The organism is Streptomyces bathyalis (genome assembly GCF_015910445.1).
In the GTDB taxonomy this organism is placed as follows: Bacteria; Actinomycetota; Actinomycetes; order Streptomycetales; family Streptomycetaceae; genus Streptomyces; species Streptomyces bathyalis.
Map to the genome: position 1 here is coordinate 5,778,292 of NZ_CP048882.1, position 13,867 is coordinate 5,792,158.

Below are 13,867 nucleotides of genomic sequence, written 5' to 3' on the forward strand. Positions count from 1 at the left end.
GAACGCTCTTCGCCGCGTTGTGATCGGAATGTTCGCTCACCGGTCGCGAGCGTCGCCCGAGGCGTCCTTCTTGTCCCGCTGTGGTGTACGGGCCAGCAGTCCCGGAGCGTCCGTCATCACCCCGTCGCACCCCAGCCGCAGTACCCGGTCGCGGTCGGCCGGCGTGCGGACGGTGTGCGCCCACACGCGCGCGATGCCCGAGTCGACGGCCCTGCGGATGTCGGAGTCGCGTGCGTGGTGGTCGACGCTCAGCATGTCGACCACGTCGCGCCACTTCTCCGGCCGGTCGGTCCGCGCCTGCTTCACCGACCGCCACACCGAGGTCAGCAGACCCATCCGGTGAGCCCGCACCGCCGGCGACAGCTCGTTGGACTGCACGTAGACCGAGTCGGTCAGGCCCCGCTTGCGGATCATTCCCGCGAGCCGCTTCAGGCTCCCGCCGTCCTTGAGCTCGACGTTCAGCACGATGCGGCCGCCGAAACGGTCGAGGACGGCGGACACCGTCGGCGGGTGCTCACGGGACCAGGTGCCGGGCAGCCCCGCGGCCGGACGCAGCCGAACGTGGCGCCACTGGCGCAGCGTCAGCCCCGAGACGGCTCCCTTGTGGTTCGTGGTGCGGTCCAGGGTCCGGTCGTGCAACGCGACGAGGGTTCCGTCGCGCAGCGTCCTCACGTCCACGTCGAGCACGTCGGCGGAGCGGCGGCGGTAGGCGGCCGTCAGCCCGGCCATGCTGTTCTCCGGCACCTCGAGGGCGCCTCCGCGGTGGGCGGCGTAGACCGTGCCCGGCAGACCGGCGGCGCGCGGGCCCTCGGGGCCCCGCATGCGCGCGGGCGCGGGGGCACAGCCCGGAGCGATTGCCACGGGTGCGAGGACGAGCAGCGGAAACAGACAGGCTTCGACGGCCCGGACGGCCCTGACCATGATCATGACCATGGGTCTCAAGCTAAGCGCGCACGACGGAACATGCCGCCCGGAGAGACTGTTGTGCGGCAGACGGGTGTTCCTCGCCCGTACGGGCGCCCGGACCGGCGCGGACGTGTGGACGGGCCGGCAGCACGGGATGACGACGGGTCAGCCACGATCCAGGGATTCGGCCCGGCACGTGCCCTGTGCTGCGTACCCTCGGAGATCCACGGTGTCGTCGCGGAGTTGCGGAGTGAGGCGATAGATGGAACGCGAGAGCAGGTTCGACCGGTGGCTGCGTCACTTCACGCGGAGCGGCCCCAGGGTGAGGACCTCCAGGTCCAGGAGCGCCGTCGCACAGGCCGACGCCGCCCGCGCCCGTACGGAACTCCTGCTGACCGCCGCAGCGGCGGGCTTTCCACTCGCGCCCGCCGCGCACCCCTCGGGGTACGGCTGTTCGTGCGTACGCATCGGCTGTCCCACTCCCGGCCGCCACCCTCTGTCCTTCGGATGGCAGACGCAGGCCACCACCGACGCGGCACAGATCGAGCGCTGGGCGCAGAGCCAGCCGCTGGCGAACTTCGTCACCGCGACGGGCCGCGACCACGACGTGCTCGACGTCCCGGCGGAGGCCGGCTGGGCGGCGCTGGAACGGCTGGACTCGGAGAAGGCGCCACTCGGCCCGGTGGCCGTTTCCGGGGACGAGCGGATGCTCTTCTTCACCGCCACCCGCACCCCCGACGACGAGGACGAGTGGTGGCCGTGCGAACTGGACTGCCACCCCGAGACGATGGACGAGCACCCGGGCCTGCGCTGGCACTGCCGGGGCAGCTACGTGCTCGTCCCGCCCGCGACCCTGCCCGGGACGGGGCAGAACCGCGAGGTGCGCTGGGTGCGTCCCCCGGAGACATCGGACGGTGAGGCCACGGGCGGGACGGAATCGCTGCCCGAACCGCTGACCCTGCTGGAAGCGCTCACCGACGCGTGCGCGGAGCACGTGGGCGAGGACACGGCGGCCTGGCCGGTGCGCTGACGACACGTCGACGGCGGCTTCGCCCGGTGAACAGGCCGCCGCAACACGTCAGTTGACGGGACGGGGTCTGTGGGCGGTGCCGGAGGCGACGACGCCCCGGCCGCAGGCTACTCGCCCTTGACCGCCGTGAGGCCGTCGATCCGGTTGAGGAACTCGATCTCCCCGCCGTCCTTCTTCGCGGGCACCTTGACGACCTGTTCGGAGACGCGCACATAGGTCACCGACTGACGCGGCGTGCCCGTCATCAGCGCCTTCACCAGCGGTTCCTTCACCGGGGGCTTGTAGCCCTTCGCGTAGGTCTCCTTCGTGTGGTGCTGCGAGGCGAAGAAGACCAGCCCGCCGCCGTCCGCGGTGCGCAGCCCGAACGCCGCGTACTGCGGCGCCTTGGCCGGCACGTCCGCGAACTCGGTCCGCTTTCCGGGCCGGTTGGCCGACCCCTCGCGCTGCGCGCGCCGCTTGCTGGTGTGCTCGCCCGGAGCGAAGTCGCCGGTGCCCTCGCCCAGATAGCCGATGTAGGCGTCGCTCATCTCGTCCGGCGCGACGACGAGTTTCGAGCGCGGACCGCCGAGCACCGCCTTCGCATAGCCGCCCTTGCCGGTGACGAACTCCGGGATCTCGGAGTCCTGAAGGACCGCCAGATACGACGCCCGCCAGTCGGAGTTGGCGTCGTCGCGCTGGAAGACCAGGAGCCAACGCCCTTCCGCCGTACGGTTGCTGCGCACGTCGGCGACGAAGAACTTGGGCCAGCCCGCCTGCTTGGGAATCAGGAAGCGGGGGTCGGAGAGCCGCAGCGGCTTGTAGCCCGGGTTGCCCTTCGGTGCCAGCTTCTTGCGCGACTTGAGCCCCGCCCCGTCTATGGCGCCGAGTGCGCCCGTCTCGATGGTGGAGTTCAGCCCGGGGTCGTGGGAGGAGTTGGCCTTGTTGCTGGTGGCGTTGAACTCCTTGAGGATCTTCCTCGCGTCGGGTTTGGAGACCGCCGGGATCACCGCCGTCTCGCCGTGCACCGTCACGCATCCCGACAGCGCCACCGACAGCACCACCGTGGCCGTCGACGCCCCGAGCAGCCGCGTCCGCCGCGCTTGCCGCGCATTCATTCTCGTGTCCTCCCCGCCCCGCTTGCGGTATAGCACCTTATCGCCCCGCCCAAGGCGTTCGTCTCACAGCACCGGGCGCCCGTATGCAATCATGCGCGCCTTCGGGGTGGATCTCAGGGGGGCCCGGTGGAGCCTCCTGGGAGGTTCCGTATGGCACCCCGTCAACTGCGAGGACTCCGCGGGGTTCGCGATCCGTCCCCGGTGTTCCGGGAGCATCCGGCGCGTCCGTCCGCACTGGTGAACAGAAGCCGCGGATCGCGCGTGTGAAACCCGATAGACCACCACAGAGCTGCATAAAATCGGGCAGAACGTCCCAGTTGTCCCGTGATCCGGCGTGTGGTCGTCCGTGCAGAACGCGTCCCGGTACGCGTCGAGGAGCCCCACCCGCTCACGGCATACGGAAAGGAGGCAGCTGAATGGCTGCCACTACTGCTCGTCGTGTACGGATCGCCGCCACGGCCTGCGCCGTCCTCATGGGCGGTTCGCTCCTCGGGGCGAGCACCGCACAGGCGTCCCCTTCTTCCGCCGACACAGTCGCCCACCCCAAGAAGCCCTACGGCATCGTCCTCGCAAGGTCGGGCCTGAACGTCCGTCAGTACCCGAGCACGGACTCCTCGGTGAAGTACGTCCTCCCCTACGGCGCCAAGCGCGGCCTGGACTGCAAGATCCGTGCCCAGCTCATCCACGGCGACCCCATCTGGTACAAGCTGCGGCACAGCAACTTCTGGATCAGCGGTCGCTACACGAAGGCCGTCGGCCACGTGAAGTGGTGCAAGGACGTACGCCCCTCGGCCCTGAACAACACCGCGAAGGCCCAGAAGGCCATGGGCTGACGGCGCGGGTGCGCCGCTGAGCGGCCGGTGCCGCCTCGGCGCGTCAGCCGGCTGTCGGAGCGGGAGCTGCCAGCTCCTCGAAGACAGCCGTGTTGAGCGTGAAAGCGCGCCCGCACTCGCCGACGATGCGCCACTTCTCCTCGTCGTCGGCCGGTACCGAATCGAGCAGTTCGCGGTACCCCCGCTTGAAGGCGGCGGGGTTCGGAATGTCCTCGAAGACATAGAACCGGACCCCGTCGCCTTTGTGTGCGAAGCCCCAGTTCTTCTCCGCGGTACCCCGAACGACCTGGCCACCGGAGAGGTCGCCGAGGTAGCGGGTGTAGTGATGGGCCACGTAACCGCCGGGCCAGTCCCGTGAGACCTCGGCGATGCGCCTCGTATAGCTCTCCGTCGCGGCGAGCGGAGCGATCGTGCCGCGCCATGCGGACGTGCCGTGCAGGTGGTCGAGGTCGCGTTCGAGGGAGGGGAGGCGGAAGAGCTCCCGCCGCACGAACGGGCCGGCGACCGGGTCGTCGTCGAGCCGGCGCGCCGCTTCCTCCAGGGCCTCGTAGACGAACCACAGCTGCTCGGTGTAGCGCGTGAACGCCTCCCTGCCGAGCCTGCCGCTGAGCATGTCGCTCATGAACGTCGAGTTCTCCGCCTGAGTGTGCTGCGCCTTCGTGGCGTCACGGATCAGGGTCGAGAAAGGCAGATGTGCCGGCAGCCGTGAGGTCATGACGCCATTCTTTACCGACAGGCTGTCGGAAAAACCCCGCGAGCGCTCCGAGTGGTCAGGGCAGCGTGAGGATGTCCGCCCCGGAGTCCGTGACCACGAGGGTGTGCTCGAACTGCGCGGTGCGGCGGCGGTCCTTGGTGACGACCGTCCAGCCGTCCTCCCACATGTCCCACTCGTGGGTGCCCAGCGTCAGCATGGGCTCGATGGTGAAGGTCATGCCGGGCCTCATCACCGTCGTCGCCCGCTCGTCGTCGTAGTGCGGGATGATCAGGCCGGAGTGGAACGAGGTGTTGATGCCGTGGCCCGTGAAGTCACGGACCACTCCGTAGCCGAAGCGCTTGGCGTACGACTCGATGACGCGGCCGATGATGTTGATCTGCCGGCCCGGGCGTACGGCTTTGATCGCGCGGTTGAGCGCCTCGCGGGTGCGCTCGACGAGCAGCGCGGACTCCTCGTCGACGTCTCCGCACAGATAGGTGGCGTTGTTGTCGCCGTGCACGCCGTCGATGTAGGCGGTCACGTCGAGGTTCACGATGTCGCCGTCGCGCAGGACGGTGGAGTCCGGGATGCCGTGGCAGATGACCTCGTTGACCGACGTGCACAGCGACTTCGGGAACCGCCGGTAGCCGAGGGTGGACGGGTAGGCGCCGTGGTCGCACATGTAGGCGTGCGCCACTTCGTCGAGCTTGTCCGTGGTGACGCCCGGAGCGATGTGCCGTGCGGCCTCCTCCATCGCCCTCGCGGCGATGCGGCCGGCCACGCGCATCTTCTCGATGGTCTCGCTGTCCTGCACCTCGGCCCCCGTGTACGGGGTGGGGGCGTCCTTGCCCACGTACTCGGGACGCGGGATCGAGGCGGGGACGGTGCGGTGCGGCGAGAGTTCACCAGGAGAGAGCAATGACTGGCCAGACATGTGCGCGAGTCTAACTGTGGTACGTCCGGGGCTCAGGGGGGAGCATGACTGTATGGCTCTCTTCAAGCGCAATGCGCCAGGTAAACCGGGCGAGTGGTACTACTGCATCAAGCACGGCAAGGTCGAGGAGGGTCCGGAGTGCCCTGCCAAGAACCGGCTGGGCCCCTACGAGACCAGAGCCGAGGCGTCCCGCGCGATCGAGACCGTCCACAAGAAGAACGAGGCCTGGGACAACGACCCTCGCTGGAGCGACGCGCCGCGGCGTGACGGGGACGGCGGCTCGGGCGGCTGACAGCTGACGGCCGACGCGGAGGCGGGAGGTGGCTGCCGGGTGAGGGCTCATGCCCCGCGCCCTGTGCCGCCCCCTCCGGTGCCGCTGCGGTGGCCGTCCGCTGCTCCCGCACGCGGTGGGCGTGCGGGTCCGTGCGGGCGTCGTACGACATCGGGTTCGGCAGCGACAGCGCCAGCAGGCCCGCCACCGCCGTCGCCGCGCCCCAGCCCATGGGAGCCCACGCGACAGCCCGGCCGTTCCGAGGGATCCGGACCGTCCGGCCGATCGTCGCGCTGACGAGCGTGGAGCCGAAGGGCAGCGCCGCGTACAGCAGGCGCAGCGATCACTCGGCGCCCAAGTCCTCGGCGAGGAAGGGGAAGAGGGCGACCGGGAAGCGCGGGAAGCGGTGGACACGAGCGGCCGTGCTCGGGCGTGTGGCGGGCGCCCGGCAACGGATTTCACCGCGTCCGCCTTCGTCGCCGTGTGCTCTCGTACGCCGCGCGTGCCGTCGTCCGCCGGGTCTCCGAGCGGGTGCTACGGGCCCTGGGACGTGGTGACTTCGGCCGAGTACGGGGTGAAGGCGATGCGGGTGAGGGAGCCGTCCGCGCTCCAGCGGACCACGGCGGAGGTGTCGTCCGCGGAGAGGAGGGCGGCGGCGTCGTGGAGTGGGACCGCGTCCGCTTCGGCCTCGGGTCCGGCGCCGGACGGGAGCGTGGCGAGTGCGGCGAACAGCGCGGTGCCCTCGGCGTCGCCGGTGACCGCCGGTACCAGGGCCCAGCGGGTGAAGGCGGTGCCTTGCGGGGCGCGCAGGGTGGCCGGAGCGTTCTCGTCCCAGCCGTGCAGGCCGTGCAGGCCGTGCAGGCCGTGGAGCGCCGGAGACCCGGGCGGCTCGTGGGGCGCCGGCTCGTGCGCCTCGTGATCCGGAACGCCCGTCGCCCAGCCCGTCAGCCGTACGCGCGCCCCCGGAGGCGCACCCACCACGCGGTGCACGCGCAGCTCGAGGCCGCCTCGCACATACGTGAGGCTCTGAACCCGCAGCCCCGGCACCATCGGGCCGCCGGAGGGGAAGACCGGTGTGTGCCAGGACGCCGCCCAGCCCCACGCCCCGTCGGGAGCGGAAGCGGCGCCCATGGGGTGGATGCGTACGCGTGCGCTGCGGACCGCGGTGCCGCTCGGGCCCTGCACCTCCACGGCGAAGTGGTTGTCGGGCACGTTGCCGGCCGCCGTCGGGCCCGTACGTGTGGAGTAGGCGAGCCGCGCGTACAGCGAGTCGGCGGCCCGTGCGCTCTCGCCCTCGTGCGGCGGCACGTGGTCGCTGCCGTGGTTGTGCAGCCGCACCGTCCCGTCGCCGCCCGTCTGGATGAGCAGGCCCGCCGAGGGCAGCGCGACCGCACGCGCCGGACCTTCGCCGGGTGCCGGCTCCTCGCGGGCGGTCCACAGCGGGTCGTCCTCCGGTACGAGCAGCGGCAGCAGGCCCTTGGATGCCCAGTACGGCGACGCGGGACCGGAGTAGTCCTGCAGCGTGGCGTCGTGCGGGCCGTGCCAGCCCAGCGTGAGCAGGCCGTCCCGGCTGACCGCGCCCCGGTCCAGGAAGTACCGCACGGATCCGCTCAGCAGCCGCCTGGAGACGCCGGGCGTCAACGGCGTATGACCTGTCAGTGCGCCCAGGGCGACGGCGGCGTTCGCGGCGAAGCGGTAGGTCAGCGAGCGTCCGAAGTGCAGCGGGGCGCCGTTGCCGTCGAAGAGCAGGGAGAAGCCTTCGAGATGGGCGCGGAGGCGGGCGCCGTGGTGGGCCAACTGCCCGGAGTCCTCGGCGAGATGGGCGTGAAGGAGCGGATAGAGGTGCAGCGCCCAGCCGTTGTAGTGGTCGAAGGCGCGGCCGTCGCCGTCCGCGTACCAGCCCTCGCCCCTGTACCAGCTCTCCAGCAGCTCAAGTCCCCGCTCGATCGCCTGCCGCGTCGCGCTGTCGCCGCGCCCAGCCGATTCGAGGAACCCGGCGACGGTCAGCGGGAAGAGGTACCAGTTGTTGGGCGCGGGCACGTGGCGCAGCGCACCCCGCAGCCACTCCTCGGCACGGTCCTGCACGTCCTCGTCGAGCCGGTCCCACAGCCACGGCCGGGTCAGCCGCAGCGACAGAGCGACGGACGCCGACTCCACCATCGGCTGGCCGTAGACGGTGTGGTCGAGGATCGGCGGCCACGACTCCTCGTCGTCCCGTCCGGGCGTACGTGTGCCCGCCGCCAGCCCGTCCGCGTACCGCTCCAGCCGGCCGTCCGGGTCGGCGCCCCGCGCACCGGCGACGCGGAAGGCGGCGGCGAGGAAGGTGCGCGCGTAGCCCTCCAGCCCGTCGGAGCGGACCCCCGTGCGGGACGGGCGGCCCGGCAGGTCGAGCATCGCCCCACGCGGGGTGGCGAAGCGCCATGCGGCGGTCAGCAGACCATCGGCGGTGGCCTCCCAGTGGGCGCGGGTCCAGCCCGTGAAAGGGCTCAACTCCCGGTTCTCCGGCGGCAGTTCGAAGGGGACGGGTCCCGGGGCGGCAGCGGTCGCGGTCATGCGAGGAACGCCAGCCTTTCGCGTCGTACGGGATGGGCGAAGCCCTCGCCGCGGGCCCAGCGGGCGACTTCGGAGACGGTCAGGTCCGCGAGCCTGCGCAGCTCGTTGCCGAGGGAACCGGCGATGTGCGGGGTGATGAACGCGTTCTCGCAGTCCCACAGCGGGTGTTCGCGTGGCAGCACCTCCGGTTCGGTCACGTCCAGCACGGCGCGGACGCGGCCCGCCCGCACGGCCTCGGTGAGCGCGTCCTGGTCGAGCACGGCGCCGCGCGCGGTGTTGATGAGGGTGGCGTCCTGCCGCATGAGGCCGATGAGCCGGCGGCCCACCAGCCTGCGGGTCTCGGGCAGCAGCGGCGTGTGGACGCTGACCACGTCGCACTGCGCGAAGAGCTCGTCCAGGGGGACCGGGCGTGCGCCGAGCGCATCGGCCTCCTCGGTGCTGATGTACGGGTCGTGGAGCAGCACCTGGAAGTCGTAGGGGCGGAGCAGCTCGATCACGCGGCGGCCGATCAGCGAGGCGCTGAGGATGCCCACGGTGCGGCGGTAGTTGCCCATGCCGGGACGGTCGTGCAGCCAGTCGGCGCGGGCCCGTGCGGCCGCGTAGTCGCGGGCAGTCTCCAGGACCCTCTTTCCGCTGAGGAGGATCATCGCCACCGTGTACTCGGCGACCGGGAGGGCGTTGGCGGCCGCCGCCGAGGAGATCTCGATGCCGCGCTCCCAGCAGGCGTCGGTGATGTGCCCCCGCACGCTGCCGGCGGTGTGCGCGACCGCTCGCAGATGCGGGGCGGACGCCAGCACGGCCTCGTCGAGGGGCGGGCAGCCCCAGCCCGTGATCAGCAGCTCGGTGCTGGAGAGGACCTGCCGTGCCCGGTCGCTGCCGAGTTCGTCGAGGGCGGGGAGCGGTGACGGATCGGTGAGTTCGGCGAGTTCCGCGAGCACGTCGTCGTGGAGGACGGCGCGGGCCGCGGCGGGGTCCATGGCGAGGGCGGCACGGGGACGGCGGGGAGCGGGCATCTGTCTCCTGCGCTGGCTGGTACGGCCCGGCGGCCGGATCTGTACGAGCCTGCCCCGTGCCGGTCCGGCGCGCCAGATGGCGTGGGGACCGTTCTGATGCGCGCGAGCAGCGGGCGCAGCGGACGGCTCCGCCGGCGACCCCGCAGAGGGAGCAGCGGCGGCTGCGGAAGAACCGCCCAGCCGGCGGCCGTTGCCGCCGCACCTCCCCCAGAGCCTCCGGCCTGGGAGGTGCCCCCTGTCACCTCGTCGCGGGAATCGCTCTCACCAGCGGGTCGGCGGCGGGGCGGAGAGCTGCTCCGCGATGCGCGAGAGGCGGTCGCGGAACGTGGGGCGCGAGCCGGCCGCGGGGAGGCCCGGCGCGCCGCTCGGGCCGCGCCGCCCCTGGAAGGTCTCCCCGGCCGCCGCGCTCACCAGATGCTGGACCATTTCGAGGTCGACCTCCGCCGCGTCGGCGCTCAGCGCGTCGTGCGCGATGCCCTGGAGCTCGGCCGTGCCGCCCGCGCCGCCGCCCTCGTCCAGCGCCAGCACCGTGGCACCCGCCCGTCGTGCGTCGTGCACGCGTTCCAGCAGCTCCGGACCCGGATCGCCAGGGGACACCACCAGGACCGTCTCCCTGCGGCCCGCCGCCTCGATCCGGCCGAGCCCGGCGGAGAGATGCGCGGGAGCGGCCGGCGGTACGCGGTGCCGTACGAGCGTCGGGGACAGCTCGGGCTGCCCGGACCAGGCGGCCTCGTCGTCCAGGTGTGCCGCCAGGTGCCACGGTTCGTACGTCTCGGTGCCGACCAGCAGCAGACCGCCCCGGTGCGGCGTGACGGACGTACGCAGCGATCCGGCGAACCGGCGCGCGGACTGCACCCATTCCGTTCCCGCAAGCGCTTCCCGCAGATGTGCGACTCGTACTGCATCCATTGCCCGGCATGATGCCTCAACAGCCCTTGCGCGACGGGCGATTCGGCTGTGGTCACCCGTACGGATGTGACGGGGGACACCGCACAGGCCGCCGGAGGCGCCGGGGGGAGAGGGAGGACGCGCCCTGCTGTGACACCGGCACGGATGTTCATCTCCCGTTTCATTGACGCTCTGTTGCCGTCTGCTTACTTTCGGGCATCTGTCGACTCCGTTCCCGAGCCCGGAAGTTGGGAGCCGCACATGCCGTACGAGACCTCCGTGCCCTTCAGAGCGGGAAGCGATGGCTATGCGAGCTTCCGCATCCCCGCGTGCGTCCGAGCGCCCGACGGCTCGCTGCTCGCCTTCGCCGAGGGCCGGGTCGACTCCGCGAGCGATGCCGGTCACATCGACATCGTCACGCGCCGGTCCGACGACGGCGGCCGGAGCTGGGGCGAGCTGCACGTCGCCGCCTCGCACGCGTCGGGCACCGCGGGAAATCCGTCGCCCATCGTGATCCCCGCCGGTGAGGGCGAGGGGGAGGACGCCACCGATGGAAGCATCGTCCTGGTGTACGTCACCAACGCCGCCGACGCGACGGAGAGCCGTATCCGGCGCGGAGAGGTCTCGTACAAGGAGAGCCGCCGCGTGTGGGTGAAGGAGAGCAAGGACTCAGGCGCGACGTGGCCCGAGGGCCGGGAGATCACCTCGTCGACCAAGCTGCACGAATGGCGCTGGTACGCGACGACACCGGGCCACGCCCTGCGCCTGGAGCGCGCTCCGTACGAGGGCCGTCTCGTCGTTCCCGCCAACCACTCGCTGCCCCCGGAGGGCGACGACGACGGCACCGAAGCCCGCTACAACGGCGGTCACGACGTGATCAGCGACGACGGCGGCCGGACCTGGCACATCGGCTACATCGACGACAACCCGGACGGCTGGGTCAACGTCAACGAGACGACAGCCGCTGAACTCCCCGACGGCCGCATCTACTTCAACACCCGCACCGAAGCGATCGCACCCGAGCACCGCGCCGACGCCCACTCCGAGGACGGCGGCGAGGGGCTGCTCGCCCCCTTCGCGCCGCAGCCCCAGCTCACCGCGCCCGTGGTCGAGGCGAGCGTGCTGCAGCTGAACGACCCTGACGTGCTGGTCTTCTCGGCGCCGGGCGACCCCGCGGAGAGGCGGGGGATGACGCTGCGCGCGTCGACGGACGGCGGCGCGAACTGGAGGACGGTGCACACCGTGGACGACCGGCCCGCCGCCTACTCGGATCTTGTGCGCATCGACGACCACACCCTCGGCCTGCTGTACGAGACGGGGGACGAAAGCCCTTACGCGACGGTGACGTTCAGGCGGATACCGGTCTCGGAGCTGGCGGAGGCGGCCCCTGATCCGGAGGCGGAGCAGAGCTCCGTGCGCACCCAGACGTGATCACCTTCACGGCTGGGACTGAGGCGCGGCCGGTGGGCCGGGTGGCAGGATCCTGCACATGACTTCCTCTGCATCTGCGTCCGCGTCCTCATCACCCGCGCCCCGGAAGGACCCGTGGGACCTGCCCGACGTCTCCGGCCTCACCGTCGGCGTCCTCGGCGGCACCGGCGATCAGGGCCGTGGCCTGGCCTACCGGCTGGCGAGGGCGGGCCAGCGGGTCGTCATCGGATCGCGTGCCGCGGAACGGGCCGAACAGGCCGCGCACGAGCTGGGCCAGGGCGTGGAGGGCGCCGAGAACGCGGAGTGCGCGCGCCGTTCGGACGTGGTGATCGTCGCCGTGCCGTGGGACGGGCACGCCAGGACGCTGGAGGCGCTCCGCGAGGAGCTGCGCGGCAAGCTCGTCGTGGACTGCGTGAACCCGCTCGGCTTCGACAAGAAGGGCGCCTACGCGATCCGTCCCGAAGAGGGCAGCGCCGCACAGCAGGCCGAGGCGCTGCTGCCGGAGTCCCGGGTCACCGCCGCCTTCCACCATCTCTCCGCGGTGCTGCTCTCGGACCCTGCCGTCGAGAAGATCGACACCGATGTGATGGTGCTCGGCGAGGACCGGGAGGACTGCGCGGTCGTGCAGGCGCTCGCCGGGCGCATCCCGGGCATGCGGGGCGTCTTCTCGGGACGGCTGCGCAACGCGCACCAGGTGGAATCGCTCGTGGCCAACCTGGTCTCCGTCAACCGTCGCTACAAGGTGCACGCGGGTATCCGGCTCACCGACCTGTGAGCCGTGGCGGGGGCCGGGCCGCGCCCGGGGACCACTGCGGGCGATGGGGGAGAATGGCCGAGGCGGTCCGGTTCGCAGGGCACGAGGACCGCTCGCGCCGCGCACCGTGACCCCTTGCCGGGCCGGGCCGGGCGTCGCCCGTCCCGTACCGCCGTCCCCGCCGCACGTCCGACTGGAGCCGCCCGCATGTCCGCCCCCGCCGCCTCCCTCCGCTCGCCGCGGGGGATCGCCCTCTACGCCACCGTTCTGTGCGTCCTCGCCGCGATCGCGGCGGTGATCTCGTTCGTCAAGGGCAGCTGGCTCGGCGTCGTATGGGTGCTGCTGGCGGGTCTCGCCTCCAACATGGCCTGGTACTACGGGCGCAAGGCCCGGCGCACGTCCGCCGCCGGCACTACGGCTGCGGAGTGACCGAGAGTTCGGGCTCGCCCTGCCAGAAGCGGAAGAAGTCGTAGCCGTAACTCACGTCCAGTTCCGTGACGTTGAGCACGCCCATGACGTGGCCTATCGCGTCCCAGAAGACGCCGTTGACGGCCGGGACCCACAGGAAGCCGAAGACCACCAGCAGCCCGAAGGGGGCGAAGGGCTCCGCCTGCCGGCGCGCCGCGGGTGAGAGCCACGGCTCCAGCACTCCGTAGCCGTCAAGGCCGGGCACGGGCAGCAGATTCAGGATGGCCGCCGTCACCTGGAGCATCGCGAGGAACGCGAGGGCGTAGCGGAAGGCGAACGGTACGTCCGCCATCGCGTCCAGCCAGAACGGAGCCGTGAGCACCGCTGCGAAGAGGGCGTTCGTGGCGGGCCCGGCGGCGGAGATGAGGCTGTGCCGCCAGCGGCCGCGGATGCGGCCGCGCTCGATGTAGACCGCGCCGCCCGGCAGCCCGATGCCGCCGAGCACCACGAAGGCGACGGGCAGCACGATGCTCAGCAGGGCGTGCGTGTACTTCAGCGGGTTGAGCGTGAGATAGCCCTTCGCCGCGACCGAGGTGTCGCCGCTGCGCAGCGCCGTATGGGCGTGCGCGTATTCGTGCAGGCACAGCGAGACGACCCAGCCCGACACGACGAAGAAGAAGACCGCCACACCGGTCACGTCGGCCAGGCCCGACCAGACCGCCCAGCCGGAGACGGCCATGATCGCGGCGAGCCCGAGAAAGACCGGGCTGATGCGGTGGTGGTCCGGATGGGTGGAGGCGCTGGTCATGGAGTCAGACCGTACCCGCAGCGTGAAGGGCCCGGCCAACGGTCCCGTCCCTTGGGGGACTTCGTCCCGATCACGGGCGTACGGTCCCGGAATGTCCCCGCGGGGCGCCGTGCCGCGCCCACATCGCCGCCGCTCGCGCCGTCCTGCCGAGCGCCCGCGCCGAAGGCCGCGGCCACGCCTGCGAGCGGGGCCGTCCGGCGCGCGAACGCACCGGGCGGCCCCGCTCATGGACGGTGCCGGCGGTCGGAGA

General features: G+C 71.8%; 14 protein-coding genes. 6 read left to right on the forward strand and 8 right to left on the reverse strand.

The window, feature by feature from the left end; all coding sequences use genetic code 11:
* Positions 1-36 precede the first annotated feature (36 nt).
* Positions 37-933: a glycerophosphodiester phosphodiesterase gene (locus G4Z16_RS25020; RefSeq protein ID WP_197352901.1), complete on the reverse strand. Its 897-nt coding sequence runs from the start codon at positions 931-933 to the stop codon at positions 37-39.
* 235 nt (positions 934-1,168) lie between these two features.
* Here G4Z16_RS25020 and G4Z16_RS25025 point away from each other — a divergent pair, with 235 nt between their 5' ends.
* Positions 1,169-1,936 (forward strand): bifunctional DNA primase/polymerase, encoded by a 768-nt coding sequence (locus G4Z16_RS25025; RefSeq protein WP_197352902.1) that lies wholly within the window; start codon positions 1,169-1,171, stop codon positions 1,934-1,936.
* Positions 1,937-2,043: 107 nt separating this feature from the next.
* Here G4Z16_RS25025 and G4Z16_RS25030 read toward each other — a convergent pair whose 3' ends face one another.
* Positions 2,044-3,030, reverse strand: a complete 987-nt coding sequence (locus G4Z16_RS25030; protein WP_197352903.1) for an SCO2278 family lipoprotein — start codon at positions 3,028-3,030, stop codon at positions 2,044-2,046.
* A gap of 416 nt (positions 3,031-3,446) precedes the next feature.
* Here G4Z16_RS25030 and G4Z16_RS25035 point away from each other — a divergent pair, with 416 nt between their 5' ends.
* Positions 3,447-3,863: an SH3 domain-containing protein gene (locus G4Z16_RS25035; protein WP_197352904.1), complete on the forward strand. Its 417-nt coding sequence runs from the start codon at positions 3,447-3,449 to the stop codon at positions 3,861-3,863.
* 43 nt (positions 3,864-3,906) lie between these two features.
* On the opposite strand, the gene G4Z16_RS25040 is transcribed toward G4Z16_RS25035, so the two are convergent.
* Positions 3,907-4,578 carry a biliverdin-producing heme oxygenase gene (locus tag G4Z16_RS25040; protein WP_197352905.1) on the reverse strand — a complete coding sequence of 224 codons (672 nt, stop codon included), beginning with the start codon at positions 4,576-4,578 and terminating at the stop codon, positions 3,907-3,909.
* Positions 4,579-4,633: 55 nt separating this feature from the next.
* Positions 4,634-5,491: a type I methionyl aminopeptidase gene (gene map, locus G4Z16_RS25045; protein ID WP_197352906.1), complete on the reverse strand. Its 858-nt coding sequence runs from the start codon at positions 5,489-5,491 to the stop codon at positions 4,634-4,636.
* Positions 5,492-5,543: 52 nt separating this feature from the next.
* Here map and G4Z16_RS25050 point away from each other — a divergent pair, with 52 nt between their 5' ends.
* Entirely contained in the window at positions 5,544-5,783 is a 240-nt protein-coding gene (locus G4Z16_RS25050) for a hypothetical protein (protein ID WP_197352907.1), read from the forward strand.
* A gap of 513 nt (positions 5,784-6,296) precedes the next feature.
* On the opposite strand, the gene G4Z16_RS25055 is transcribed toward G4Z16_RS25050, so the two are convergent.
* The 3 genes from G4Z16_RS25055 to G4Z16_RS25065 form a co-directional block, all read right to left on the reverse strand.
* On the reverse strand, positions 6,297-8,315 hold the full coding sequence (locus tag G4Z16_RS25055) for a DUF2264 domain-containing protein (protein WP_197352908.1): 2,019 nt from the start codon (positions 8,313-8,315) through the stop codon (positions 6,297-6,299).
* On the reverse strand, positions 8,312-9,328 hold the full coding sequence (locus tag G4Z16_RS25060; RefSeq protein ID WP_197352909.1) for a hydroxyacid dehydrogenase: 1,017 nt from the start codon (positions 9,326-9,328) through the stop codon (positions 8,312-8,314). The genes G4Z16_RS25055 and G4Z16_RS25060 overlap by 4 nt, the downstream gene beginning before the upstream one ends.
* Positions 9,329-9,589: 261 nt before the next feature.
* Positions 9,590-10,237 (reverse strand): hypothetical protein, encoded by a 648-nt coding sequence (locus G4Z16_RS25065; RefSeq protein WP_197352910.1) that lies wholly within the window; start codon positions 10,235-10,237, stop codon positions 9,590-9,592.
* A gap of 240 nt (positions 10,238-10,477) precedes the next feature.
* On the opposite strand from G4Z16_RS25065, the gene G4Z16_RS25070 reads away from it, so the two are divergent.
* The 3 genes from G4Z16_RS25070 (at position 10,478) to G4Z16_RS25080 (ending at position 12,830) form a co-directional block, all read left to right on the forward strand.
* Positions 10,478-11,647, forward strand: a complete 1,170-nt coding sequence (locus G4Z16_RS25070; protein WP_197352911.1) for a sialidase family protein — start codon at positions 10,478-10,480, stop codon at positions 11,645-11,647.
* A gap of 58 nt (positions 11,648-11,705) precedes the next feature.
* Positions 11,706-12,422 (forward strand): NADPH-dependent F420 reductase, encoded by a 717-nt coding sequence (npdG, locus tag G4Z16_RS25075; protein WP_197352912.1) that lies wholly within the window; start codon positions 11,706-11,708, stop codon positions 12,420-12,422.
* Positions 12,423-12,608: 186 nt separating this feature from the next.
* A complete protein-coding gene (locus G4Z16_RS25080; protein ID WP_197352913.1) occupies positions 12,609-12,830 on the forward strand; it encodes a hypothetical protein in 222 nt (73 codons plus the stop codon).
* Here the strand turns inward: G4Z16_RS25080 and G4Z16_RS25085 are convergent.
* Positions 12,814-13,617 (reverse strand): site-2 protease family protein, encoded by an 804-nt coding sequence (locus G4Z16_RS25085; protein ID WP_197352914.1) that lies wholly within the window; start codon positions 13,615-13,617, stop codon positions 12,814-12,816. The two genes, G4Z16_RS25080 and G4Z16_RS25085, sit on opposite strands and share 17 nt — an antisense overlap.
* Between the last annotated feature and the right edge of the window lie 250 nt (positions 13,618-13,867).